The 23,867-nt window shown below is 66.2% G+C and carries 23 protein-coding genes; 3 read left to right on the forward strand and 20 right to left on the reverse strand.

Going from position 1 to position 23,867, the window contains the following annotated elements:
- Positions 1-2,964, reverse strand: coding sequence for a formate dehydrogenase subunit alpha (locus tag WKW82_RS18555; RefSeq protein ID WP_340343790.1), 2,964 nt, complete (start codon positions 2,962-2,964; stop codon positions 1-3).
- A 15-nt stretch (positions 2,965-2,979) separates the two neighbouring features.
- Positions 2,980-3,219 (reverse strand): formate dehydrogenase, encoded by a 240-nt coding sequence (locus tag WKW82_RS18560; protein WP_340343791.1) that lies wholly within the window; start codon positions 3,217-3,219, stop codon positions 2,980-2,982.
- 193 nt (positions 3,220-3,412) lie between these two features.
- On the opposite strand from WKW82_RS18560, the gene WKW82_RS18565 reads away from it, so the two are divergent.
- Positions 3,413-3,889 carry a hypothetical protein gene (locus WKW82_RS18565; RefSeq protein WP_340343792.1) on the forward strand — a complete coding sequence of 159 codons (477 nt, stop codon included), beginning with the start codon at positions 3,413-3,415 and terminating at the stop codon, positions 3,887-3,889.
- A gap of 116 nt (positions 3,890-4,005) precedes the next feature.
- Positions 4,006-4,437 carry an ankyrin repeat domain-containing protein gene (locus WKW82_RS18570; protein WP_340343793.1) on the forward strand — a complete coding sequence of 144 codons (432 nt, stop codon included), beginning with the start codon at positions 4,006-4,008 and terminating at the stop codon, positions 4,435-4,437.
- A 20-nt stretch (positions 4,438-4,457) separates the two neighbouring features.
- On the opposite strand, the gene WKW82_RS18575 is transcribed toward WKW82_RS18570, so the two are convergent.
- From WKW82_RS18575 to WKW82_RS18650, 17 genes are all read right to left on the reverse strand, one after another.
- Positions 4,458-5,081, reverse strand: a complete 624-nt coding sequence (locus WKW82_RS18575) for a TorD/DmsD family molecular chaperone (RefSeq protein ID WP_340343794.1) — start codon at positions 5,079-5,081, stop codon at positions 4,458-4,460.
- A complete protein-coding gene (locus WKW82_RS18580) occupies positions 5,078-7,207 on the reverse strand; it encodes a 4Fe-4S dicluster domain-containing protein (RefSeq protein ID WP_340343983.1) in 2,130 nt (709 codons plus the stop codon). The genes WKW82_RS18575 and WKW82_RS18580 overlap by 4 nt, the downstream gene beginning before the upstream one ends.
- Positions 7,167-7,853, reverse strand: coding sequence for a DUF3306 domain-containing protein (locus WKW82_RS18585; RefSeq protein ID WP_340343984.1), 687 nt, complete (start codon positions 7,851-7,853; stop codon positions 7,167-7,169). Before WKW82_RS18585 ends, WKW82_RS18580 begins: the two co-directional genes overlap by 41 nt.
- A 94-nt stretch (positions 7,854-7,947) precedes the next feature.
- Positions 7,948-8,544: a DUF3305 domain-containing protein gene (locus WKW82_RS18590; RefSeq protein WP_340343795.1), complete on the reverse strand. Its 597-nt coding sequence runs from the start codon at positions 8,542-8,544 to the stop codon at positions 7,948-7,950.
- 42 nt (positions 8,545-8,586) lie between these two features.
- Complete coding sequence (fdhD, locus tag WKW82_RS18595; RefSeq protein ID WP_422823526.1) at positions 8,587-9,462, reverse strand: formate dehydrogenase accessory sulfurtransferase FdhD; 876 nt, start codon at positions 9,460-9,462, stop codon at positions 8,587-8,589.
- A gap of 29 nt (positions 9,463-9,491) precedes the next feature.
- The gene (locus WKW82_RS18600; RefSeq protein WP_340343797.1) at positions 9,492-11,777 is read right to left on the reverse strand and encodes an FdhF/YdeP family oxidoreductase; all 2,286 of its coding nucleotides are present in this window, start codon (positions 11,775-11,777) and stop codon (positions 9,492-9,494) included.
- Between the two features lie 101 nt (positions 11,778-11,878).
- Positions 11,879-13,282 carry an MFS transporter gene (locus tag WKW82_RS18605; protein WP_340343798.1) on the reverse strand — a complete coding sequence of 468 codons (1,404 nt, stop codon included), beginning with the start codon at positions 13,280-13,282 and terminating at the stop codon, positions 11,879-11,881.
- 61 nt (positions 13,283-13,343) lie between these two features.
- Positions 13,344-15,245, reverse strand: a complete 1,902-nt coding sequence (locus WKW82_RS18610) for a bifunctional sugar phosphate isomerase/epimerase/4-hydroxyphenylpyruvate dioxygenase family protein (RefSeq protein WP_340343799.1) — start codon at positions 15,243-15,245, stop codon at positions 13,344-13,346.
- A 272-nt stretch (positions 15,246-15,517) separates the two neighbouring features.
- Positions 15,518-16,231, reverse strand: coding sequence for a YebC/PmpR family DNA-binding transcriptional regulator (locus WKW82_RS18615; protein ID WP_340343800.1), 714 nt, complete (start codon positions 16,229-16,231; stop codon positions 15,518-15,520).
- Positions 16,232-16,280: 49 nt separating this feature from the next.
- Positions 16,281-17,384 carry a M14 family metallopeptidase gene (locus tag WKW82_RS18620; protein ID WP_340343801.1) on the reverse strand — a complete coding sequence of 368 codons (1,104 nt, stop codon included), beginning with the start codon at positions 17,382-17,384 and terminating at the stop codon, positions 16,281-16,283.
- Between the two features lie 185 nt (positions 17,385-17,569).
- On the reverse strand, positions 17,570-17,857 hold the full coding sequence (locus tag WKW82_RS18625; RefSeq protein WP_340343802.1) for a nucleoside hydrolase: 288 nt from the start codon (positions 17,855-17,857) through the stop codon (positions 17,570-17,572).
- Positions 17,743-18,138, reverse strand: a complete 396-nt coding sequence (locus tag WKW82_RS40640; RefSeq protein ID WP_422823513.1) for a nucleoside hydrolase — start codon at positions 18,136-18,138, stop codon at positions 17,743-17,745. Before WKW82_RS40640 ends, WKW82_RS18625 begins: the two co-directional genes overlap by 115 nt.
- 136 nt (positions 18,139-18,274) lie before the next feature.
- Entirely contained in the window at positions 18,275-18,661 is a 387-nt protein-coding gene (locus WKW82_RS18630; protein WP_340343803.1) for a nucleoside hydrolase, read from the reverse strand.
- 12 nt (positions 18,662-18,673) lie between these two features.
- Positions 18,674-19,687 carry a Bug family tripartite tricarboxylate transporter substrate binding protein gene (locus WKW82_RS18635; protein ID WP_340343804.1) on the reverse strand — a complete coding sequence of 338 codons (1,014 nt, stop codon included), beginning with the start codon at positions 19,685-19,687 and terminating at the stop codon, positions 18,674-18,676.
- A 39-nt stretch (positions 19,688-19,726) separates the two neighbouring features.
- On the reverse strand, positions 19,727-20,113 hold the full coding sequence (locus WKW82_RS18640) for a PfkB family carbohydrate kinase (protein ID WP_340343805.1): 387 nt from the start codon (positions 20,111-20,113) through the stop codon (positions 19,727-19,729).
- A gap of 187 nt (positions 20,114-20,300) precedes the next feature.
- The gene (locus WKW82_RS18645; protein ID WP_340343806.1) at positions 20,301-21,029 is read right to left on the reverse strand and encodes a DeoR family transcriptional regulator; all 729 of its coding nucleotides are present in this window, start codon (positions 21,027-21,029) and stop codon (positions 20,301-20,303) included.
- Positions 21,030-21,312: 283 nt separating this feature from the next.
- A complete protein-coding gene (locus WKW82_RS18650) occupies positions 21,313-22,272 on the reverse strand; it encodes an AraC-like ligand-binding domain-containing protein (RefSeq protein ID WP_340343807.1) in 960 nt (319 codons plus the stop codon).
- A gap of 165 nt (positions 22,273-22,437) precedes the next feature.
- Here WKW82_RS18650 and WKW82_RS18655 point away from each other — a divergent pair, with 165 nt between their 5' ends.
- Entirely contained in the window at positions 22,438-23,460 is a 1,023-nt protein-coding gene (locus WKW82_RS18655) for a carbon-nitrogen hydrolase family protein (protein WP_340343808.1), read from the forward strand.
- On the opposite strand, the gene WKW82_RS18660 is transcribed toward WKW82_RS18655, so the two are convergent.
- On the reverse strand, positions 23,441-23,836 hold the full coding sequence (locus tag WKW82_RS18660; RefSeq protein ID WP_340343809.1) for a hypothetical protein: 396 nt from the start codon (positions 23,834-23,836) through the stop codon (positions 23,441-23,443). The two genes, WKW82_RS18655 and WKW82_RS18660, sit on opposite strands and share 20 nt — an antisense overlap.
- Positions 23,837-23,867: the final 31 nt, after the last annotated feature.

Raw genomic sequence — 23,867 nt, forward strand, 5'->3', positions numbered from 1 at the left:
CTACGCCTTCTCGACGTTGCAGATCGTCGACTTGGTTTCCTGCATCATCGTGACGATGTCGTATCCGTACGTGGTCGCCGTGTTGATGGCCTCGCCCCGCACGATCGGCGCGGCACCCTTCGGGTAATAGGGCAGCATGTCGACGCCTTGCCAGTGACCGGAAAAGTGGAAAGGCATGAACACCGTGTCGGGCCCCACGCGCTCCGTAACCAGCGCCTGCACATTGAGCTTGGCACCGGTCGGCGTATGCACCCACGCGCGGTCGCCATTGCGGATGCCCTTGCCTGCGGCGACCTTGGGGTTGATCTCGATGAACATCTCCTGCTGCAACTCCGCCAGCCACGGATTCGATCGCGTTTCTTCCCCGCCGCCTTCGTATTCCACGAGCCGCCCCGAGGTCAGGATGTACGGGAACTTCTCCGCCACCTTGTCCGCGATGTTCTTCTCCTGCACGCTCTTGTAGAGGGTGGGCAGGCGCCAGAAGGTCTTCACGTCGTTGTGCGTCGGATACTTGGCCGCCAAGTCGGGCCGGTTGCCGTAGAGCGGCTCGCGATGCTGCGGGATCGGGTCCGGGAAGTTCCAGACGATGGCACGCGCCTTGGCATTGCCGAAGGGGTGGCAGCCGTGGTTCTTCATGAACACGCGGATCATGCCGCCCGAGGGATCGGTCTTCCAGTTCTTGCCTTCGGCCGCCTTCTTCTCGGTGTCGTTGAGTTCGTCCCACCAGCCCAGCTTCTTGAGCAGCAGGTGGTCGAGTTCCGGATAGCCGGTGGTGATGTCCGCACCCACGGAGTGCGAGCCGTCTTCCGCCAACAGGTTCTGTCCATCGCGCTCCACGCCGAAATTCGCGCGGAAGTTGCCGCCGCCATCCATCACGTGCTTGCTGGTGTCGTACAGATTGGGCGAACCGGGATGCTTGAGTTCCGGCGTGCCGTAGCAGGGCCAGGGCAGGCCGAAGTAGTCACCGCCGATGTCGTAGCCGTTGATCTTGTCCTTCAGCGGCCCTTTGGCCTTGAGCGTCCTCACGTCGAAGGCGCCCATGTTGCGCATGTGGGCCTGCAGGCGCTCCGGGCTCTGGCCGGTGTAGCCGGCAGCCCAGCAACTGCGGTTGATCTCGCGCAGGATGTCTTCCGGCACGGGCTCGTCCATGCCCTTGACCTTCTGCATCTTGTAGTTCTTGACCAGCTCCGAGCCGAAGCCGAGCTTCTGCGCGAACTGGTACATGATCATGTGGTCCGGGCGGCTCTCCCACAGCGGCTCGATGACCTTTTCGCGCCACTGGATGGACCGGTTGGATGCCGTGACCGAGCCGCTGGTCTCGAACTGCGTGCAGGCCGGCAGCAGGTAGACCGCACGGTTCGGGTTGACCTCCGCCCCCGGCATCGCAGCCATTGCGGCCGTTGCCGAGGGATAGGGATCGACCACGACCAGCAGTTCCAGCTTGTCCATCGCCTTCTTCATCTCGAGCCCGCGCGTCTGCGAGTTCGGCGAATGGCCCCAGTAGACGACGCCCCGCAGGTTCGAGTCCTGGTCGATCAGCTCGTTCTTCTCGAGCACGCCATCGATCCAGCGCGACAGCGTGATGCCGGGCTTGGTCATCATCGCCGGCGAGGCGAACTTGCTCTTGATCCAGTCGTACTCCACGCCCCAGACATTGGCAAAATGCCGCCACGAGCCTTCGACCAGGCCGTAGTACGAGGGCAGCGAATCGGGGTTGGGCCCGACATCGGTCGCGCCCTGCACGTTGTCATGCCCGCGGAAGATGTTGGTGCCGCCGCCGCTCTTGCCGACGTTGCCGAGCGCAAGCTGCAGGATGCAGGACGCACGCACGATCGCATTGCCGATGGTGTGCTGCGTCTGGCCCATACACCAGACGATGGTGCCGGGGCGGTTCTCGTTGAGCCAGGTTGCGACCTTCAGCACCTGCGCCTCGGGCACGCCGCAGGCCTCCTCGACCTTGTCGGGCGTCCACTTGGCCATGACCTCGTCGCGCACCTTGGCCATGCCGAACACGCGGTCGTTCAGGTACTTCTTGTCTTCCCAGCCATTCTTGAAGATGTGGTGCAGGATGCCGAACAGGAAGGCGATGTCGGAGCCCGAGCGAATACGGACGTACTCATCCGACTTGGCTGCGGTTCGCGTGAAGCGCGGGTCGACCACGATGACCTTGCAGCCGCGCTCCTTGGCATGCAGCAGGTGCAGCATGCTAACCGGATGCGCCTCGGCCGCGTTGGAGCCGATGTACAGCGCCACCTTGGCATTGCGCATGTCGTTGTACGAATTGGTCATGGCGCCGTAGCCCCATGTGTTCGCCACGCCCGCGACTGTGGTCGAGTGGCAGATGCGCGCCTGGTGATCGCAGTTGTTGCTGCCGAAGAAGCTCACGAACTTGCGCAGCAGATAGGCCTGCTCGTTGTTGTGCTTGGACGAGCCGATCCAGTACACCGAGTCCGGCCCGCTCGCATCGCGCAGCGCCTTGATGCGGTCGGTGACTTCCTGCAGCGCGGTGTCCCAGCTGATGCGCTCGTACTTGCCGTTGACCAGCTTCATGGGATAGCGCAGGCGGAACTCGCCGTGGCCGTGTTCGCGCAACGCGGCGCCCTTGGCACAGTGCGAGCCCAGGTTGATCGGCGAATCGAACACCGGCTCCTGCCGCACCCACACGCCGTTCTCGACCACGGCGTCGGAGGCACAACCGACCGAGCAGTGCGAGCACACCGTGCGCCGGACTTCCACCTTGCCGGCGCCGATGGCCGGCTGCGCGCCATCAGCGGCGGTGGCCTTGCGCATCAGAGTGAGCTGGCTGGCCGCAAGGCCGACGCCGACGCCGATGCCGGAGCGGCGCAGGAAGGTGCGCCGGTCCAGCGTGGGCAGCGCGTTGGCCAGGCCGCGACGCAGGCTGTGGATGAAAGGGGATGTAGGCGCAGCGGCGCTGGCGCCACTCTTCCGAGGTGTCAACAACATGGCTGGATGCCTCCTTCAGATCGAGGCAGTCTTGTAGTAGTGCTTGACGTGCTCGCTCAGCGAATAGCCGCCGCCCTTGTCGGGTGCGGGCGGGAGTACAGGGGAAGCCTGGGCTTCGGCGGGGGATTCATTGCTGCGAGGCAAGACCGCGGCGACGGTGGCCACCGCGCCCACCGCGGCGGCACCGGCAAAGAAGCGTCGACGCGATGCGGGGACCGCGATGCGGTCGTCACCGCTGGAAAGGCTGTGGCTCATTTCGAACTCCCCGAAATTGGCTGGTGGTCGATATGACCTGATTTGGTCTTGTTCGGATATTAGTCCTGACCCTAATCGACGGGGCTATCAAGGCGCTCATGCGAGTCGCCGGGTGGCGAGCCGACAACGCGATCCACTGCGCCCCCAACCCGCATCGGTACACTCCCGCCTACAACAAACAAGGGAGTGACCTGTGACTATTACCCTGGCTACCGTGCCGGAGCTTTCGGACTCGGATTTGATCTTCGATGAGAAGGAAACGCGAAGCATCCTGAATTTTTTCTGGCCGGACCTGGCCGGCTCGATAGCCGCTTTACCGATCGGGACGGGAGCGAAGCGATTTGCACAGCAAAACCTGATCGTCGCCGTCGACGCATCGTACGCGGTTGGATATGTCGACATACTCGTCAGCACAGTCATCTCCAGACGCCCGAGCACAACGGTTTCAGAGGCAGTCAAGAAACTCGCAAGACGCTACGTGAAGCATTGGTGGAAGCATGCGACACAAGAAAACCTGGCAAGCGCAACCATCTACGAAGTTGTTCGGAAACAAGTGGCGGCCAATTTCCGCATCCAGCTGCTCATGCTGATCAACGGCGAATCCGCACGCCTCCCCCGTGTCCCCTTCTTCGCGTCCGGTGGCGCCGTCGGGTACGCCTGGAGATGCTGATCACGGTGCCGACAAGGCGGCATAGCACACGATGGCCAAGGCGAGTTGCGTGGACGCTCGGCGGCATCATTGCCGCATTCGCTGCATACTTGGCAATTCACATCCGGTCTTATGACTTGCTCGATGCCATGTGGTGCATGCAAAGCGGCCGCACACCCATCAGTTGGCTGTGTCGACAGAACGTCTATGACCTTCATCCCACCGACGCCGAACTCGCCGAATTGAATCAGACGGCCGGGGCGATGATCATCTTTGACATGAAAGACAAAGTAGAACAGGAGCGCCTTCTATCGCACCTGATCGCTGCCGGTCTGGACATCAACGCGCCCCACGCGTTGAGCCCTGTCAAATGGACCGCGCTGCACAGCGCAGTCATTGGCAGCCCCTGGGATGTCGCACTGCTGCTAAACCACGGAGCCCGAACCGACATCAAGGACGGCAAGGGACTCACCCCTCTGGACCTGGCCCTGCAGTTGCAGGGTCGCGCCCCGATACCGGAGCGCGCCGAAGCCATCAAGCTGCTTCAGGCGGCACAGGCGGCCAGATAGGCTCCGCCGCCCTGGAGTTTCTATGTTCCGTCGAGCATGTCGAACCCCTGCGCCTCGACCTCGATGAACGCTTGAGTGAACCGGGCCAGCGACGCATAGAGCCTGGCCTCCGGTTGCTGCAGCACCGCATCGCACATTGCAGCCGCCCACGGCTGCAGGTGCCTGGCGAAGAAGGTCTGTTGCTCCTTGAGGTTGGCGACGGCGGCGTCATCGCCGGCGATGAGGTAGCGCATCACTTCGCAAACGCAGGCGATGTGGTCCTCGGTCTCGCCGAGGGACTCGTCGCGCGCCAGGCCGTAGCGGGCCAGGTCGGCGCGCAGGGCGGCCAGCGGCTTGTCGTTGAGGAAGCCACTGAGGTAGTGCGATCCGTAGAGCAGCACCGTCGGCCGGCCGACGCCGCCGAACAGCGCGTCGTACTCCGCGTGCGCAGTTGCCGGCGTCATGCCGCGCGCCACGCCGACCAGGTCGCGCCACGGCGCTTCGAGGAAGCCGCCCGGGGCCGGCGCCTCGGTCACGGCGACGGCCAATGCATCCAGCAGTTCGGCGTCGGGCGCGGCGATCCAGAGGCGCGCCAGAAGGCCGTAGACCTCGGCGCGGGCTATCTCTTCGTCCAGTGCGGACGTTGCGAAGGGCGGCTCGCTCATAGGTCGGTGATCTTCATTTCGTTCGGGGCGCTGAACAGGTCGATGACGCGACAGTCGCTGCACATCTTGAGTCGCTCCAAGGCCTCGCCCTGGAACATCGAATGGCCCACCAGCCGGCCCAGCATCGCCTCGATCGCCTTCTGCGTGCCGAAGGGCTTGCCGCAACGCACGCAGGCCCAGGGCTTGGCCTCGTTGAGGACGACCTGTTGCTTGCGCTCGGGCGCGGCGAGCAGGCGTGGCACCAGCGCGATGGCGTTCTCCGGGCAGGTGGTTTCGCACAGGCCGCATTGCACGCAGTTCTTCTCGATGAGGCGAAGTTGCGGCGCGTTCAGGTTGTCGAGCAAGGCGCCGGAGGGGCATGCGCCGACGCAGGCCAGGCACAGCGTGCAGGCGTCTTTGTCGACGGTGATGGCGCCCAGCGGCGAGCCGGCGGGGAGCGGGATGGCCAACGCGCTCGCGGGGCCGCCGGGTGCCGAACGCAGCGCGGTCGCGGAGCCGCCCGATGCCGAACCCAAGGCAAGCGCGTGGTCCATCAGGTGGTCGAGCACCAATTCCAGCGTGGTGCGCTTTTCCGCCGCGACAGCGAAGCGGGCGACTTGCGCGGGCAAGGTGCGGCGCGTGTCGCGCAACCCACCCAGCGCAGCGTCGAGCGAAGCGGAAGTGCTCGCCTCGACCAGCGTGAAGTGCTTGCCCTGATAGCCGAGCCCGTTCATCAACGCCTGTGCGATGTCCATCTGCTGGCGCAGCGCCGCAAGGTAGTCCGGCGCTTCGTCGCCAATGGCCAGCACCACGACCTGCGACGCGCCAAAGGCGATGGCGCTCAGCCACAGGTCGATGCCGACGCTGGCCACATGCGTCAGCGCCAGCGGCAGGACGTTGGCCGGCACGCCATGCGCACGCCCCAGCTGTGCCGCACGGCCGAGTTCGCCGATCAGGCGCTGGCCACCCTCATCGCTGTGCAACAGCAGCGTCGCATCCTTGCCGCCGGCCTGGCGGTAGGTCGACAGCAAAGTGCGCATGCGCAGGCCCTGCTCGGGGGCGCGGGGGTAGATGTAGCCAAGCGCACCGGTCGGACACACGGTGGTGCAGGCGCCGCAACCGACGCAGAGGTTGGGGTTGACGACGATGCGCTGGCGCGCCTTGTCGCTGCTGATCGCATGGGCGGAGCAGACATCGACACAGGCGTTGCAGCCGACCACTTCGTTGCGGCTGTGCGCGCAGAGCTTCTGCTTGTAGTCGAAGAATTTCGGCTTGTCGAATTCGCCGACCAGCTCGCGCAAGCGCAGCAGGGTCTGCAGGCCATCGGCATTCGCCATTCCGCCCGGCAGCCGGAAATAGCCTTGCGGCGGCGCATGCCAGTCGATCAGCGGCGTGGCACCCAGGTCGAGCACCAGGTCGAAGGCGACGTCCAGCGACTGCGCGGGCCGGTCGAAGCGGATCGCGCCGGCCACGCCACACGCACGTTCGCAGTCGCGGTGCGAGGTGCACTTGTCGTTGTCGATCTGGTAGTCGAGGCCGATCGCCTGCTCTGGGCAGGCCACCACGCAGGCATTGCAGCGCGTGCACAGGTCGAGGTCGATGGCATTGGTGCGGGACCAGGTGAGCTTGAAGGCGCCCAGCCATCCGGTGAGCGATTCGATGCGCCCGGCCATCACCGGATAGCGGCGCTCCTGCGCACCGCCCGTGCGGCCCGGGCGCTGCGAGAAGATCGTTACTGCCAGCGTGTCGCCGAGCAGGGTTGCGACGCCCTCGGCCTGGTCCAGCGGGCCGACGATCAGCAGCCGCCCTTGGCTCGCGTAGGTGACGGTGGGCACTGGCTCCGGCTCAGGCAGATGGGCGGCGGCCAGCAGCGCGGCGATCTTGGGCATCGCGCTGCGGGCATCGCGGCTCCAGCCGCCCGTCTCGCGGATGTTGACGAAGCGCACCACCGTGCCGGCCTCGGCGGCGCCGGGGGTCTGCTCGGCCAGTTCGGTGAACAGGCGTTTTTCCTGCGTGCAGGCCACCACGATTTCATCGCCGCTGGCCAGCGCGCGCTGGAACGCTGGGGCCTCGCGGCGGCACAGGCCGGTGTGGAGAGTGAGCGGCTCAGCCAGCGCCGCGCCGAGCGTCTTCGGCTCCAGCGGCATGGTCTGGTTGCAGTCGCAGATCAGTGTCTTGCGGGTCATCGGGTCGTTGGCTGGCAGGTTGCGCTTCGGCTTGGGCCGAAGCGACAACGGGCGGGCTGGCTGGGAAATCGGGTGCGCTGTCGGCCGGGGTATCGGCCTGGATGGCGGCTGGGGGACTGGCCGGGGTATCGGTCGGGCTGGCGCTCGCTGGCGCTTCGTTTGCTTCTTCCTCTTCGAACAGGTTCATGAACTTTGCGCTCGCCATCTGGCGCAACGCACTGGCAGGCAGGGGCGCCAAGTTGGAATAGTCATCGATGTAGATGTCCATCCGGTCCATGACGTTGAAATGCGGATCGGCAAAGAGTTTCTTGAACGCTGCGTTCTTGACCGCAGGCGCGACGTTGGCGGCGAGGAAGGGCTTGAAGTCGGAAGCCAGCGTCAGCGATTCGGTGTCGGCGAGCGTGAGTGGCGCGGGCTCTTGCGCCAGCACCTCACCTCCTCCCGCCGGCGCAGCAACGACGGGTTGCTGGCTTGCGTCTTTCGGCGCGGGCACGGGCGCAGGCACCACCGCCGCCTCCTGCTTGCGCCGCGACCAGCGTTTCAGGAAGCCCTCTTGAGAAACAAAACTCGTTGAGTCCGTTTCTCTGCGAACGCCTGCCCCGGCCACGGGGTTGGAATGCTCTTGAGTCGATGTGGCTTTGCCATCTCGACTCAATCCCCCGCGGGGGGCGGGCTGGGCATGACCCGGACCCGGGGGCCCTTCAGACATCACCGGCTCCCCTGCCCCGGGGCTTTTCAGTCGAGACGCTCGCCGCATTGCCATTCCGGTCCACCAGCGGCTGGAAGCTCTGTGGCCGATGGCGGCGCTTCGGCTCGACGATGTAGTTGGCGTCGACGAATGCGCTGAGCCAACCGACGATCTCCAGCGGCGCGGGCACTTGGTCGACGTACTCCTGCGCATCGAGCCAGCGGCCGGCATCGTGATAGCTCAGGCTCACCGCCACCGGCCTGGCGATCGGCACGTCGGCCAGCGCCGGCGTCTGCTGTTCGTCCATGCGCCACAGCACGAACCAGCAGGGCGCGGAGGTGCTGGCGTTGAGGTAGTAGCCCTCCAGGTCGTCGCGGAACAACTGGACCTGGAAGCCCGGATGCAGCCAGCGCTGCGCATCGTCGCCTGGCGCCAGCAGTTGCACCTCGCGGCCGAAGCGCGGCTCGTCGCGCACCACGCTGTCGAGCACCCAGCGCCACTGCTGCCATCGGCTGGCCGGCCCGTGGATCCGCTCGCGGCGCATCACCACGGCCACGTCGAGCGTGGGGCGCGCGTCGTCGGCGTCGGGGATGGATGGCAAGGCGGACATGCATGGACGATAGCCCAATTCAACGCGCCCCGACCTTTGCGATTACCCGTGTGTCCGGCAGTCGCGGCAATGGGTGGGAGGTCTTTCCGTCAGGCCCGGCGCATACATCACCGCCCGCGGCGCACGGCACGAGCCCCACAGGCGCACGCCGGCCAGTTCGGCCATGCGCACGCCCATCGCCGTGGGCGCCGAGATCGTCGCCATTGCCGCGATGCCGAGGCGCGCGCACTTGCGCACCAGTTCATGGCTGCAGCGACTGGTCAGCACGACGAAGCCGGGTTCAGCAAGCCGGCCGCTGCGCGCCAGCGTGCCGAGCAGTTTGTCGAGTGCGTTGTGGCGGCCCACGTCCTCGAGCACGTCGGTGAGCACTCCCTCGGCGGTGGCCCAACCGGCGGCATGGAGCGAATGGGCTTCCGCGTTGAGCCACTGGCGCGGCGGCAATGCTGCCATCGCGCGCAGCACGGCCCGCGCGTCGACCTGGTCGATCCAGCGGCGCGGCGCGAGCGGCTGCAGATCCAGGTCCAGGCCGCCGAAACTTTCGACACCGCAGACGCCGCAACCCGTGCGCCCGGCCATGCTACGGCGCCGGCTCTTGAGCCTTTCGAAGCTGCGCGTGGAGATGGTCATGCCGGCCTCGATGGCCTGCACGCCTTCAGGCAAGGACGCCTGCGCCGCGCTGTGCGTCCGCACCTCGATGTCGAGGCAATCGCGCGGATGGTCGAGGATGCCTTCGCTCAGCGCGAAGCCGAGTGCGAAGGCCTCGATGTCTTGCGGTGTGGCCATCATCACTGCATGCGAGACGCCGTTGAACACCAGTGCCACCGGCACTTCGGCAGCGAGCATTTCATCGCAGGCAAATCCGGCGGGGCCACCATCGCCCGCCACCTGCACGGCGTGGCGAGTCACCGGCGGCAGCATGGCAGCGCCGGGTTCGACCTCGTGCACCGTCACGCCCCGTGCGGCACCAGCACCACGGGTATCGACTTGGAAGTGGGCGTGCCTGCATCGATGGCCACCGATGCCAGTGCCACCAGCGGATTCGTCTCCGGGTAGTAGGCCCCGATGTCACCGCGCGGAATGTCGTAGCTCACGAGCCTGAACTTGTCCGCACGGCGCTCGACGCCATCGCCCCAGACCGCCTTGATGTCGACCCAGTCGCCATCCTTCATGCCCAGCGCACGGATGTCCTCGGCATTGATGAACACCACGCGGCGCTGGCCGAACACGCCGCGGTAGCGATCGTCCTGGCCGTAGATGGTGGTGTTGTACTGGTCGTGCGAACGCGTGGTCATCAGCGTGAAGACGACCGTGTCGCGCACCGTCGCGCGGGCACGGTGCGAGGCCGTGTCCTGCAACACAGGATGCGTGAGGAAGCTGGCCTTGCCAGAAGCCGTCTCCCAGATGCGATCGCTTGCGGCCACGCGCAGGCGGAAGCCGCCAGGCACCTTGATGCGCGCGTTGAAGTCCTTGAAGTCGTCGAACACGGCTTCGATCTTGTCGCGGATGCGGTTGTAGTCCTCGATCATCCAGAGCCACTCGGTCTTGCTGCGATCGCCGAGCGTGGCCGCGGCCATGCGCGCGATGATGGCCGGCTCCGACAGCAGGTGCTCCGACGCCGGCGCGTTGATGCCCGCCGAGATGTGCACCATGCTCATCGAGTCTTCCACCGTCACGCCCTGCAGGCCGCCCGCCTGCACGTCGATCTCGGTGCGGCCGAGGCAGGGCAGGATCAGCGCCTCGCGCCCGTGCACGATGTGGCTCCGGTTGAGCTTGGTGGTGACGTGCACCGTCAGGTCGCACTGGCGCAGCGCCTTCCAGACTTCGAAGGTGTCCGGCGTGGCCGCGGCAAAGTTGCCGCCGAGTGCAAAGAGGACCTTGGCCTTGCCGTCGAGCATGGCCCGGATCGAGTCGACCACGTCATGGCCGTGCTTGCGCGGCGGCTCGAAGCCGAACACGTCCCGCATGCGGTCGAGGAACGCAGCCGAGGGCTTCTCGCAGATGCCCACCGTGCGATCGCCCTGCACGTTGCTGTGGCCGCGCACCGGGCACGCACCCGCGCCCGGACGGCCGATGTTGCCGCGCATCATCAGCAGGTTGCCGATCATCTGGATCGTCGCCACCGCATGCTTGTGCTGCGTGATGCCCATGCCCCAGCAGATGATGGCGCTGCCGGCGCAGCGATAGAGTTCGCCGGCCTCATGCAACTGCGCCTCGCTCAGGCCCGACTCCTGCGCCAGCAAGGCCCAGGACTCGCTGCGCAGGTCCTGCGCCAGCGCGTCGAAACCGACGGAGTGCGTCGCGATGAATTCATGGTCCAGCACCGCTTCGCCCGCGTCCTCGCGCTCGAGCAGGTGCTTCATCATTCCCTTGATGGCTGCGAGGTCCCCGCCCACGCGCAACTGGAAGTAGTTGGTGCTGATCGGCGACGAGCCGAAGGTGGCCATCTCGAACTTGTCCTGCGGATCGGCAAAGCGCTCGAGGCCGCGCTCGCGCAGCGGGTTGAAGCTGACGACCCGTGCACCGCGCTTGTTGGCCGCGCGCAGTTCGGTCAGCATGCGCGGGTGATTGGTGCCCGGGTTCTGGCCCAGCACGAAGATCGCCTCGGCCAGGCTGAAGTCGTCGAGCGTGACCGTGCCCTTGCCTACGCCGAACTGCCGGTTCATGGCGGTGCCGGTCGGCTCGTGGCACATGTTGGAACAGTCGGGGAAGTTGTTGGTGCCGTACTCGCGCACGAACACCTGGTAGAGGAACGCCGACTCGTTGTTGGCACGCCCCGAGGTATAGAACAGCGCCTGGTTCGGGTCGGGCAAGGCGTTGAGGTGCCTGGCGATCAGGGCGAAGGCGTCGTCCCATGCGATCGGCTCGTACTTGTCGGTGGACGCGTCGTAGACCATGGGGTGGGTGAGGCGGCCCTGGTCTTCCAGCCAGAAGTCGCTCTGCCCCATCATGTCGGTCACCGTGTACTGCGCGAAGAGCTCGGGGCCTGCGCGTCGCGAGGTGGCTTCGGCGGCCACGGCCTTGGCCCCGTTCTCGCAAAACTGGAAGCTGGAGTGGTGGTCCCGGTCGGGCCAGGCGCAACCCGGACAGTCGAAACCGTCCGGCTGGTTGGCTGACAGGAGCAGCTTCCCGCCCTTGAGCGTCGCCTCTTGCTGCAACAGCGCATTGGTCACGGCGCGAAGCGCGCCCCATCCCGCTGCCGGCCCCTTGTAAAACTCGATTTTTTCTTCAGACATGGGCCAATGCTTGCGCATCGGCCCGGACAGCGTCTACACGTCTACAGGCGTTTCGGGCGGGATTGCCTCGATTTGCCTGAAATGACTATCGACTACCTTTGTCAAGCCGAAGCAACTTGCAGCTTGCCGTCGGCCACAGCCTGTTCGCGCAGCCGGTCGTACTCGGCCTTGGGCACGGGCACCGCGTTCGGGTTGCCCAGGTCCTTCATGCGCACCCGGTAGGTTTCACGGGCGGTGAAGGCCGCGATGGCTGCGACGACGCAGATGGACAGCGTGATGGTGCCGATCAGGACCGGGATGTTGGTCGCGCCGGGAGGGGCCACGGCGACGAACAGGGCCGGCAGCAGCGCGGTGATCAGCGTGCCGAGGTTCTGCGAGATCGCCATGCCGGAGACACGGGTGCGAGTCGGGAACATCTCCGGGTAGAAGCTCGGGAAGATCGCGTTGTAGCCCTGGTACACCACGCCCCACATCAGCAGCGAGAACACGATCGCCAACGGGACGTTGTGGATGCTGATGGCGTAAAGGTAGCCGAAGGACAGCAGGCCCGCACCGATTGCGCCAACCATGATCGGGATGCGACGGCCGATCTTGTCCGACAGGTTGCCCACGAGCGGGATCACGAGCACGGCCACGATGTTGCCCATCACCGGGATCCACAGGTACACGTCCTTGTCGAAGCCGATGCCGTAGCCGGGCTGCACGGCGTAGGCCGCGCCGAAGATGGTGGTCACGACCGGGATCACGTTCATCAGCGAGCAGCACATCACGCGCAGCATGTCGCGCCAGCTTTCGACGACGGCCTGGATCATCGGGGCCTTCGGCTTTTCACCCTTGGCGTCGACGTCCACGAAGGCCGGCGTCTCATCGACTTCACGGCGGATGATGTAGCCGGCCACGATCACGATGAAGCTCAGCAGGAAGGGAATGCGCCAGCCCCAGCTGTTGAAGGCATCCTTGTCCATGAAGTGCGCCAGCGGCAGGAACACCGCGGCGGCCATGATCTGGCCGGCCTGCACGCCCTGCAGCGTGAAGCTGGCGAAGAAGCCGCGGCGCCCGAAGGGTGCGTGCTCCAGGATCATCGAGCTGGCGCCCGAGATCTCGCCGGCCACCGCGAAGCCCTGGATCAGCCGCATCGCGACCAGCAACGCCGGCGCCCAGAGGCCGACCTGGTCGTAGGTCGGCAGCAGGCCGACGGCGATGGTCGAGAAGCCCATCAGGAACATGCACATGACCAGCACGTTCTTGCGGCCGTGCGTGTCGCCCCAGTGGCCGAGCACGAAGGCGCCGATGGGACGCGCGACGTAACCCACGCCGTAGGTCGCGAGCGACGCGATGATGGCCATGCGCGGATCGCCCTTGGGGAAGAAGATCTGCGGAAAGATCAGCGCCGCGGCGGTGGCGTAGATGAAGAAGTCGTAGTACTCGAGGGCCGAGCCGATCCAGCCACTGGCGGTGGCTTTCTTCGACTGGTTGCCGTGAGGCGAGGTGGCAGGTGTTGTCATTGGGATGTGTCTCCGGGTGTTTTCTGCGGGCGAGGGTTTGAGGTGGTTGCGGTGGGAGGGTCTACTGTTGCTGGGCCTGTGATGCCATGCGTGCGGGCGCGTTGCTGGCGCCGTAGGCGTCATAGGCATCGATGCGCTGCACCACCTCGAAGAACAGGCCGTTCTCGAAGCTTTCGGTATAGATGTGGAGGTAGCTGCCAGCGGCCGAGCGGTCGTACAGGACGCCTGCTGCGCGCATGTTGGCGAGCAGCGTGGGATCGATGTCCATGCGCGTGGGCAGGTCGTCGTAGTAGTTGTCGGAGATCGGCACGAAGCGCAGGCCGTTGGCGCGCAGCTTGGCAACGGTGTCGAAGATGTCCGCGCAGTCGAGCGCGATGTGATGCACGGCGCCGCCGCCGGTGCGGCTCACCGTCTGCGCGGTGCGGGTGCGCTGGCTCATCGACACGTTGAGCACCAGGCGCACGCTGCGGTCCGCATTGGCGACGCCGCGGCTGCGGATCAGGCCGAAGGGGTCGGCCAGCTCCAGGCTCTCGCCGGTTTCCAGGCCGAGCACGGCGCGCGAGAACAGCACCCAGGTGTCGAGCTGGTCCAGTTGCAGGCCCAGCGCGACATGGTCGATGCGGTGCAGGCCGGCGCCGGGTACGGCGGCGGTGTCTTCAAGGATGAAATCGGCTTCGTACAGGCCGGAGTCGCCCAGTTCGGACGAAACGAAGTGAACCAGGTTGCCGCCCGGCGCGATCATCGCGGGCACATGCAGTTCGTTCGGGCCGACCGGGCTGTCATGGCGCTGCGACATCATCGCGGTGGCGCGCTCCACGGCGGCGGCCGGATCGGCGGTGCGCAGGCCGAGGGCGCAGACCGATGTGCCATGCAGGTTGAACCGGGCGCGTGCAAAAGAGTCCGGTTGCGCGTTGACGATCATGTGGATGTCGCCCTGCCTGTAAAGCACAACCGCCTTCGAGCGATGACGCCCGACGCGCTTGAAGCCCAGTTGCTCCAGCATCGTGCCCAGGGACACGGCCGATGTTTCGTCGGCGGCGAATTCGAGGAACGAGTAGCCCGACAGCTTGGGCGCGGCCGGCGGGTTGAACAGGTCGATGGTCTTGAGCGCACGTTGCGCCTTGACGTCGGTCGCCGGTGCCTTGGCGAGGCGGTCGCGCACCTGGCTTTCGAGGTACAGCAGCGAACGCATCGCGTCAACCGCGGTGCGCTTGTTCGGCGTTTCGCGGAACACGTCGTTGAAGATCTCCAGCGACAGCGGGCCGGTGTAGCCAGCCAGCAGCGTCTTCTCCAGGAAGCTCACCATGTCGAACTCGCCCTGGCCCGGGAACGACCGATGGTGGCGGGCCCACTGCAGCACGTCCATCGCCAGCAGCGGCGCGTCGGCCATCTGCAGGAAGAAGATCTTGTCGCCGGGGATGTCGGCGATGCCGGCCGGGTCGTCCTGCAGCGAATAGGTGTGGAAGCTGTCGAGGATCAGGCCGAGGTTCGGATGATCGGCGCGCTTCACGATGTCCCAGGCCTGGCCGTAGAGCGAGGTCTTCTTGCCCCAGGCCAGCGCCTCGAAGCCGATGCGCAGGTTGCGTTGCTTCGCGCGTTCGGCCAGTTCGTGCAGTTGCTCGGCCGCGAGCTCCGGGCTGTCGATAACCAGCGGCGAGGTGTTGGAACAGCACAGCACCAGTTCCGCGCCCATCGCCTGCATCACATCGAACTTGCGCTCGGCACGCTCCAGGTTGCGCAGGTGCTGCGCCGGCGGGCTGGCTTCGAAATCACGGAAGGGCTGGTACAGGTCGATGCCCAGGCCCAGGTCCTGGGTGATCTTGCGCAGGTCGGCGGCTTTGCCGTTGAAGTTGATGAAGTCGTTCTCGAACAATTCGATGCCGTCGAATCCGGCGGCGGCGATGGCTTCGAGCTTCTGGCGCAGCGTTCCGCTGAGCGATACGGTGGCGACGGATCTGCGCATGATTTCAGCCCTCGCGGCGGAAGCCGCGGCCAACGATCACGCCAACATCAGCGCCGATTTCACCGGCGGTGCCGGTGACGTGTGCTTCACGATTTGTCTCTTGTTTGTGCATGGGAGCGACTGTGAAACCAGCCGTCCCCGTTCACAATCTCTCCGACTCCGTGCGCGTTCGATGATCGAACACACTCGATCACTATTCGCGCCAATTAGGGGTTAGCCCCTAGGATGCACGCTATGCGGGACTTGCTCAGCCCTTCGTGGAGCAGGCGGCATCAAGACCGCAGTCCGACGAACACGTTCTGCACGTCGTCGTTCGAATCGATCGCCGCCAGGAAGCTCTCGACCTCTTCCAGGTCTCCAGCGCTCAGGCTGGCGGGGTCGATCGGGTTCTTCGGCTTGTAGCCCAGCTTGGCCGTCAGCACGGTGAAGCCCTGCGCCGGCAGCGCGCGGCTCACGATGTCGAGATCCGCATGCTCGGTGATGAACAGCGTGACGCCGTCTTCATTGGCCGGCTCGAAGTCCTGCGCGCCCGCTTCGATGGCGGCCACCTCCGGGTCCGCGCCGGCCTGCGCGGGCTCGGCCTCGATCATCCCGACATGGTCGAAGTCCCAGGACACGGAGCCGGACGAGCCGAGCTGGCCCTTGCGGAACAGCACCCGCATCTCCGGCGCGGTGCGGTTCACGTTGTCGGTCAGGCATTCGACCATCACCGGCACGCGGTGCGGCGCAAAGCCTTCGTAGATCACATGGTCGAAGTGCACCGCGTCTCCGCCAACGCCAGAGCCTTTCTTGATCGCCCGGTCGATGGTGTCCTTGGGCATCGACACCTTGCGGGCCTGTTCCAGCACCAGCCGCAGCTTCGAATTGCCTGCCGGGTCGGCTCCCGCGCGTGCCGCGACCATGATGTCCTTGGCCAGGCGGCTGAACAGCCGGCCCTTGGCGTTGGCGGCAATTTCCTTGCCCTTTGCTTTCCACTGTGCGCCCATGTCATGTACCTCATTGAAGGGCACACATCATGACACCAGTCAACAGGCCCTAATGCGACCTTTCACCCGTGCGTGACAACCCGTAGACCGCCTGCAGGATCGCCCCGCGCGACTGGCCCAGGGTCAGGCCCATCCAGCCCTCTTCCTCGCAGCAGAAGGCGGCGCGGATCTCGTCGCGCAGCGCATGCTGCTGCGATTCAGGCGCGTCGGGGTGGCGGCGCAGCCACGTGTCGGCGCGCAGCATGTGCAGCATGTCGACCAGGGGCACCGTGCCGAACTCGATCGCGATGGCGGCGGTCTCCGCATGCGGGCATGCCGTGCGCAGCGTGTCGCACACCCGCCCCCATGCGGTCGACTCGGCAGGGGTTCCTTCGCCCGGACAGATCACGTCGGCGCCCCACCAGTCACGCGCGCGCTGCACTTCTTCCGTGCCGGCCTTGCCAAAGCAGATCTTCTCGCCATGCCCGTACGGGCCGAGCCCCGCATGGATGTCGATCCAGCCGATGCGCTGGCAGTTGCTGCCGAATTGCGTGAAGAGGCTTTGCAGCACCTGCGTGCTCCAGGCCTTGCGGCGTCCGCCGAAGCACATGCCCTCGGCATGGGTGTACTGCCCCGCCGTCACGGCCTGCTGGTAGGCGATCTCGCCGCGATCGGCGATGTAACGCTCGATGGCGCGTTCGTTGGCGCGCGACGGCGGCCAGTCCTCGGGCACCAGGAAATTGTCGAGCAGGTCGTAGGCTTCATTGCGCGGCAGGGGCTGGCCGAAGTCGACACTGTTGCGATTCAGGTCGATGTTGTCCTCGGTCGTCCGGCTCAGGTGCGAGAAGCCGTAGGGATTGATCGCGTGGACGATGAGGATCGCCACGTCGAGCTTGCGCAGCAGCGCTTGCAAGGGCTTGTCATACAGCAGGGCCAGTTGCGCTGCGGAGCCGCAGAAGCCCTCGACGCCATGGGTGGCGGACGTTGTGACCAGCAGGCGTTTCGCATTCGGGGGGCCGAGGCGCACGACATCGGTCGCCAATTGCTCGTCCTCCAGGCCGCGATGGGTGGCCAGCAGATGGCTCTGTACCGCGATGTCATTGCGCGCCGCAGCGCGGAGGAAGCGCGCGCGCGCCTCGCCGTAGGACGCTGAAAACCAGCGAGCGGCATTCATGGCTCAAGCCCAGGTCAGGGATGGGCCGCGGAGATCCTCGGGGTATGCCTTCGGGCGCGTGGCACCGGGTCGCAGGGGCGCGTGGCACGGTGTGCGGATGGACTCATGGTGTTGTCTCCCGTTGTCTTTTGTATTCGCCGAATGTTCAGCCACCGACATTCGGACTTTTGGCGTGTCCTTTTTTATTATCTTGGAAGGCTGACGACATGGGCAAGCGCGGGCATGTGAGCAGGTGCTTCGAAGTCAGGGTCGCCGCAAAGAAGCCGCAGCGCCAAATCCTCGACACGCGCCACGTCGACGTCCAGCACCACCTCGAGAGCTTGCTCGCCGAGGCCCGGCCCCCGGCCGAGGGGCCAGCTCAGCACACCGCCGTAGTTGGCGGTGAAGGCGGTGTCCACGTCCACCAGCATGGTCTCGCGGCGCGTGCCCAGCGCCAGGTCCAGCCACACGGCGGCAGCGACTTCGTCCCACATCGGCAGGCAGCGGCCGAACCGGCCCAGGTAGTCGCTCCATGTCGCCCCGCCCGCGCCCGCCCTGCCCTGCAGGTCGGCCGACCACAGTGTGTGCGCCTGGTGGCATCCACGGGGATCTGTGCGATGCGCCGCCACGGCTCCTTCAGGACCAGCGAGGCAGCCTCCGGGTCCCAGCGCAGGTTGAACTCGTGGCGCGGGTTGTGACGGTATTCCTCGGCGAAGTGGTTGTCGGCCGCGACCGGGCGGAAGCTGCCGCCCATGAAGAACAGTTCCGCCGCCAACGATGCGAAGGCAGGGTCGAGCCGCGACGCGAGGGCCAGGTTGGTCAGCGGGCCTCGGCCCAGATGCTGATCTCGCCGGGATGCGCCCGCACGCTGCGCACCAGGAATTCGGCCGCCGTTCCCGGGGCGGCCTGCGTCATCGGCATGCCCTCCGCCAGCTCAAGGATGAAGTGCGGCTGGTCGGGATGCGCCCCGGCGCTCGGCGGTCCATCGAACAGGCGCTCGGTCCATGCGCCCTTCCAGAACAGAGGCCATGCAGGCCCTCCCACCTCTGCATGCGGCGCTGTGAATTGAGCAAGGGCAAGGCGGCGCCGCGAAGTACCGGCACGTCGGTGCGTCCGGCGATCTCCAGCAGGCGCAAGGTGTGGGCGACGTTCTCGTCGCACCAGCCATCGCCACTGACCACGCAGATGCCCAGCACCTCGACCTCCGGCGCCTGCAGCAGCATCAGGATGGACTGCAGGTTGGTCGACGCAGGGCCGTGGGCGTCCTGGTCGATGATGATCTTGCGCTTGGCGTTCATTTCATCGCTCGCTCAGTTGCGGATGGCCGGCGCCAACGCTTCCAGCGTGGGCTTGAGGCGCGTCGCATCCTTGGCGACGATCTCGCCGAACTGCGCGCTGGTGGAAATGACCGGGGTCTGGCCGACGCCCTTGATGCGCTCCTGCACGTCCGGCATCTTCAGGACCTCGTTGATCTTTGCGTTGAGCAGCGTGACCAGTTCGGGCGGCGTGCCCTTGCGCACGAACAGGCCCATCCAGCCGGAGATGGCGAAGTCGGGCATGCCTTGCTCGATGAAGGTGGGCACGTTGGGCAGCAGCGGCTCGCGCCTGGCCGCGGCAACGCCCAGCACCTTGAACTTGCCGGCCTTCAAGTGGGGCAGCAGCGCGGGCAAGGTGGCCCAGCCCAGCGGCAGTTGGTCGCCCAGCATGTCCTGGATGAGCGGGACCTCGCCCTTGTACGGAATGGACGTGAGCTGGATGCCCGTCTGCTGCTGCAGCCACTCGCCGGCCACATGCGGCACGCTACCCGGTCCCCAGGTGCCGTAGCTGAGTGCGCCGGGCTTCTTCTTGGCCAGCGCCACCAGTTCCGCGACGTTGTTGGCGGGGAACTCGGAGCGGGCGATCAGCAAGGGCGGCGCGGTCGCGATGGAGGCGAGCGGCAGGAAGTCCTGCGGCGAGTAGGTGGCCGCCGCATTGAAGGCCGGCGTGAGCGTCATCAGGTCGATCGCCGAATGCAGCAGCGTGTAGCCGTCGGCCGGCAAGGACTTGACCGCGTTGGCCGCGATGGTGCCGCCGCCGCCCGGCCGGTTCTCGACCACCACCGGCTGGCCGAGCAGTCCGCTCAGCTTCTCGGAGACCAGGCGCGCCTGGCTGTCCGAGCCGCCGCCCGGCGGAAACATCAGGATCACCTTGAGGGCGCGGTCAGGGAAGGTCGCCGCGCTGGCACTGCCGGCGAACCCGGTCAGGGCGCTCGCCGCCACCGCGGTGACGAGTTGGCGACGGGACAAGCCGCGGGGTTGCGGGGTGTTGCGATCAGGCGAATTCATTGGTCATCTCCTTGAATGGTTCTTGTAGCGAGGCTTGGGTCAGTGAGAAGCGGCCAGCAGCGCCTCGACCTCGGCGCGCGATGGCATGGAAGAAGCGGTGCCCGGCCGCGTGACCGAGATGCCGGCCACGGCGCTGGCAAAGCGCAGAGCTTCGGGCAAGGCCAGGCCCTCGGCCAGTGCGGCCACGAAGCCGCCATTGAAGGCATCGCCGGCGCCGGAGGTGTCGACCACCGCGCCCGCGTTGAAGGTCGGGATCAGCAGCGATCGATGGGCGTCGTGCAGCAAGGCGCCGCGCGCCCCCAGCGTGATGACGACGCAGCCCGCGCCGCGTTCCAGCAGGATCTGCGCGGCACGTCGCGCGCCTTCGTCGTTGAGGGATGTGAGGTCCATCAATCGCAGGGCGATCCTTTCTGTCTGGGTGTCCATGTCTGTCATGCGCCGGGCACTGTTTCCTGGAGGTTATTTTAATAACACTATTTTGTTATTAATCTAACATCCGCAAGAAAGGCAAGTCAAGCCATTCATGACTGATCACGTGCGCTTTGCCCGAGGTTGGACAAGTCGCGTCGCGCACTCGTGCACCTGCCAGCACGGCGCCTTGTTCAGCTTTGCCTCAGGGCTGGCGGTGGATGCCCTTCTCCGAAATGATCGCGTCGAACTCCGACAGGCTCGCGAACAGGGCCGGCTTGAGCCGGTTGAACTTGCTGGAGTCCGCGACCAGGTACTTCTCGTGCGCCGAACGAATGGCCTGCTGCTTGATGGGCACCTCGTACATGTTCGAACAGCTCACGCCCCGCTGGGCATCGATCCCGCCCGCGGAAATGAAGGCCTTTGTAATGCCGAAGCCCGCCAGCGTGGTGCAGCTGTTGGCGCTGACAAAAGCGGCCGATCCCTGGTGGAACAGGCCGCCGAGCATGACCAGCCGGGCCGCAGACTTGGAGGCCAGCCGCGTCGCCAGGTTGAGGGAATAGCAGATGACCGTGACCGGCAGGTCCGGCGGCAGCTGCAGCGCCAAGTGCTCGAGCGTCGTGCCGCAATCGATGAAGACGGTGTCCTCCGGCCCGATCAGGCTGCACGCATGCGCACACGCGGCCGACTTGGCCAGCGCCTGGCTGCGCTCTTCCTCCTGCAGGTTGTAGCCGGACCCTGCGCCCAGATCGCTCGCCTTGACGATGTAGCCACCGAGGTACGCGAACATCTCCGGGTGTGCCGACACCGCACGGCGTACCGTCATCTCCGACACCTGCAGCAACTGCGCCGCCTCGCGCAGCCGCAACACGCCGTCGCGTGAAAGCGCATCGTTGAGGCTTTGAAGTCTTGCGGCGTGTGCGGGCGATGCCATGTGTCGGATTCCTCTCGGTTTGTGAGAATTTTAACAAACCGGAGGTTGCGCCACGTACCTCAAGTCGATACGACTTGGCGATCGAGACTGGATGCTTGGCACGGCGCAGAAGGTTTGAAGATCCCGTAGCGAGGGCGTCAGCCGGGAGGCCGGTTCGCGGAGCGGAACCGCACTCTCGTGCGGTGACAACGACGTTGCGGCAGAGGCTGACAACTGCGCGGTGGCGCTTGTCAAGCCGGAGCCAACACCGCAGACCCGAGATCGGCTTCCACAGCAGGATTACTCACACCTTCTGCCGGCGCCACTCCCTGGGCGAGCTGCCGAATCGCTCGCGGAACGCGCGGCTGAAGTGCGCCGCATCGTTGAAGCCCCGGTCATAGGCAATCTCCGCCACCGGCCGGCCCGCCAGCCGTGGCTCCAGCAAGTCCCGGCTGCAAGCATCCAGCCGGCGCTCCCAGAGGTACTGCGCCGCCGTCACCGGCTCGTTGCGAAAGAGCCGGTGGATGTGCCCCGTCGACATGCCGAGCCTCGCCGCCAGGTTGCCGATCGAGAGCGTCGGATCGGCCAGTCGCTCGTCGATGGACCGCTTCACGCGCGCCAGCTGGTACGCCGTGAGCTGGCTCACGCCGCGCGTGCGCGCGGCAGGCAAGGTCTGGAGGCCGGCCACCAGGATGCTCTGCACGCCATGCGCGACCGCACAGGCCGACGCGGGCTGCAAGGTGTCGATGTCCTCCCGCAGCGTGCGGATCATGCTCATCATCAGGTGGCCCGCGCCCTCGCGGCCCGACACCGTCGTCGCCGTGAGCTTGTCGGTGTCGCGCAAGGCACTGCGCAATTGCTGGCCCGGCACCTTGAGCACGATCTGCTCGAAGTCGGCATCGAAGACCAACTCGTAGGGCCGCGTGGTGTCGTAGATGGCGAAGTCGCCGACCTGCAGCAGCGCGTCGCGCCCATCCTGGCGCACAATGCCGGTGCCGCGCGACTGGAAGGCGGCCAGGAAGTAGTCGTCCGACGAACGCGCGATGTGCGAGGGCGTGCGCGTCACGTGCTGCGCGCTGGAGGACACCACCGTCACGTTGAGCCCCGGCAGCTCGTGCTGCAGGATGCGACCGTCGAAGGCGCCCCGCTCCGGCTGCTTCACCGGGTCGCAGCCCAGCTGGACGTAGACGTTGCAGATCATGTCCGTCCAATAGGCCAGCCGCTGCGAACGCGGCACCACGTCGGTGCTGAGCAGGTAATTCATGGAGAGGCTCCAGGGTTGCGGTTGCGACGACACGCTCGGACAAGAACGCCGCCAGTTTTGGACAAGGCGTTCCCGGGCCGTCAATTTACGCTTGACGCAACCCGCATGCCACGGCGCCAACCCGCGGCTGCGGCGCCCGTTCCACCATTCCTGGAGATCGAGACCATGCCCAGCAAGACCCATCCCAAGCTTCGCGTCGCCGCAGTTCAAGCGGCCCCCGTGTTCCTGGACCTCGACGCCACCATCGGCAAGACCATCGACCTGATGGGCCAGGCGGCGGCGCAGGGCGTCAAGCTCATCGCTTTCCCGGAGACCTGGATCCCCGGCTATCCGTGGTGGATCTGGCTCGATTCGCCTGCCTGGGGCATGCAGTTCGTGCAGCGCTACAACGACAACTCGCTGGTGCTCGGCTCGCCCGAGTTCGACCGCCTGCGCGACGCGGCGCGCCGGCACAAGATCTGGGTCTCGACCGGCTTCAGCGAGAAGGCCGGCGGCAGCCTCTACATCGCGCAGGCGCTCATCGACGACCAGGGCGACGTGGTGCAGACGCGCCGCAAGCTCAAGCCCACGCACGTGGAGCGCACGGTTTTCGGCGAAGGTGACGGCTCCGACCTGACGGTGTGCGAGACGCCGATCGGCAACATCGGCTCGCTGTGCTGCTGGGAGCATCTGCAGCCGCTCAGCAAGTACGCGATGTACGTGCAGAACGAACAGATCCATTGCGCCGCATGGCCCAGCTTCTCGCTGTACCGCGGCGGCGCCTACGCGCTCGGCGCCGAGGTCAACAACGCCGCCAGCCAGATCTACGCCGCTGAAGGCCAGTGCTTCGTGATCGCGCCGTGCGCCACGGTCTCCCCGGCCATGAGCGAACTGCTGTGCACCGACCCAGGCAAGCAGCAGATGCTGCTCAAGGGCGGCGGCTTCGCACGCATCTACGGCCCGGACGGCTCACCGCTGGGCACCAACCTGCCGGAAGACCAGGAAGGGCTGGTCATCGCCGACATCGACCTCGGGATGATCTCGCTGGCCAAGGCGGCCGGCGATCCGGGCGGCCACTATTCACGGCCCGACGTCACACGCCTGCTGCTGAACAAGAGCCGCAGGGAACCGGTCGTGTTCCAGCGCTCCGCGGAGCCGGAATCCGCCGGCTTCGAGACGCTGCAGGCGTTCAGTAGTTCTGCGGCTTGAGTTCGCCGGCCTTGTTGGCCTTGGCCGCCGCGGCCCGGCGCGCCTGGCGGGCCGCATCGCGGTCGGCCTTCGACACCTTGGGCTTCGAGACCGGGACTTCCTCGATGCCCTCCGCAGGCAGCGGGTTCTTCGATGCCTCGGCTCCTTCGGTCCTGCGCTCGGCCTTGGCAGCGGCCTTGTCGCCGGGCGACGCCTTCGGCCGCGCGGCAGGAATGGGATTGATGCCTTCGGCCGGCAGCGGGTTCTTCGCCGCCTCGCTGCCCTCCATCCTGCGCTCGGCCTTGGCCGCGGCCTTGTCGCTGGGGGTCTGCGCCTGGGCGCCCGTGGCCAGCAACAGGGCGGAAGCGATGGCAAATGAAAGAGCAAGCATCTTCATCTCGAACTCCTTGGAGGGAACACTGACTTGA

It is taken from the genome of Variovorax rhizosphaerae, from assembly GCF_037889975.1.
In the GTDB taxonomy this organism is placed as follows: Bacteria; Pseudomonadota; Gammaproteobacteria; order Burkholderiales; family Burkholderiaceae_C; genus Variovorax; species Variovorax rhizosphaerae.

Excerpts from the sequence above, each read along its gene's own strand:
- WKW82_RS18555 (WP_340343790.1), bottom strand. The coding sequence starts at position 2,964 with ATGTTGTTGACACCTCGGAAGAGTGGCGCCAGCGCCGCTGCGCCTACA.
- WKW82_RS18560 (WP_340343791.1), bottom strand. The coding sequence starts at position 3,219 with ATGAGCCACAGCCTTTCCAGCGGTGACGACCGCATCGCGGTCCCCGCA.
- WKW82_RS18575 (WP_340343794.1), bottom strand. The coding sequence starts at position 5,081 with ATGAGCGAGCCGCCCTTCGCAACGTCCGCACTGGACGAAGAGATAGCC.
- WKW82_RS18580 (WP_340343983.1), bottom strand. The coding sequence starts at position 7,207 with ATGCCGCTGGAGCCGAAGACGCTCGGCGCGGCGCTGGCTGAGCCGCTC.
- WKW82_RS18590 (WP_340343795.1), bottom strand. The coding sequence starts at position 8,544 with ATGTCCGCCTTGCCATCCATCCCCGACGCCGACGACGCGCGCCCCACG.
- fdhD (WP_422823526.1), bottom strand. The coding sequence starts at position 9,462 with ATGCTGCCGCCGGTGACTCGCCACGCCGTGCAGGTGGCGGGCGATGGT.
- WKW82_RS18600 (WP_340343797.1), bottom strand. The coding sequence starts at position 11,777 with ATGTCTGAAGAAAAAATCGAGTTTTACAAGGGGCCGGCAGCGGGATGG.
- WKW82_RS18605 (WP_340343798.1), bottom strand. The coding sequence starts at position 13,282 with ATGACAACACCTGCCACCTCGCCTCACGGCAACCAGTCGAAGAAAGCC.
- WKW82_RS18610 (WP_340343799.1), bottom strand. The coding sequence starts at position 15,245 with ATGCGCAGATCCGTCGCCACCGTATCGCTCAGCGGAACGCTGCGCCAG.
- WKW82_RS18615 (WP_340343800.1), bottom strand. The coding sequence starts at position 16,231 with ATGGGCGCACAGTGGAAAGCAAAGGGCAAGGAAATTGCCGCCAACGCC.
- WKW82_RS18620 (WP_340343801.1), bottom strand. The coding sequence starts at position 17,384 with ATGAATGCCGCTCGCTGGTTTTCAGCGTCCTACGGCGAGGCGCGCGCG.
- WKW82_RS18625 (WP_340343802.1), bottom strand. The coding sequence starts at position 17,857 with ATGTGGGACGAAGTCGCTGCCGCCGTGTGGCTGGACCTGGCGCTGGGC.
- WKW82_RS18630 (WP_340343803.1), bottom strand. The coding sequence starts at position 18,661 with ATGAACGCCAAGCGCAAGATCATCATCGACCAGGACGCCCACGGCCCT.
- WKW82_RS18635 (WP_340343804.1), bottom strand. The coding sequence starts at position 19,687 with ATGAATTCGCCTGATCGCAACACCCCGCAACCCCGCGGCTTGTCCCGT.
- WKW82_RS18640 (WP_340343805.1), bottom strand. The coding sequence starts at position 20,113 with ATGGACACCCAGACAGAAAGGATCGCCCTGCGATTGATGGACCTCACA.
- WKW82_RS18645 (WP_340343806.1), bottom strand. The coding sequence starts at position 21,029 with ATGGCATCGCCCGCACACGCCGCAAGACTTCAAAGCCTCAACGATGCG.
- WKW82_RS18650 (WP_340343807.1), bottom strand. The coding sequence starts at position 22,272 with ATGAATTACCTGCTCAGCACCGACGTGGTGCCGCGTTCGCAGCGGCTG.
- WKW82_RS18655 (WP_340343808.1), top strand. The coding sequence starts at position 22,438 with ATGCCCAGCAAGACCCATCCCAAGCTTCGCGTCGCCGCAGTTCAAGCG.
- WKW82_RS18660 (WP_340343809.1), bottom strand. The coding sequence starts at position 23,836 with ATGAAGATGCTTGCTCTTTCATTTGCCATCGCTTCCGCCCTGTTGCTG.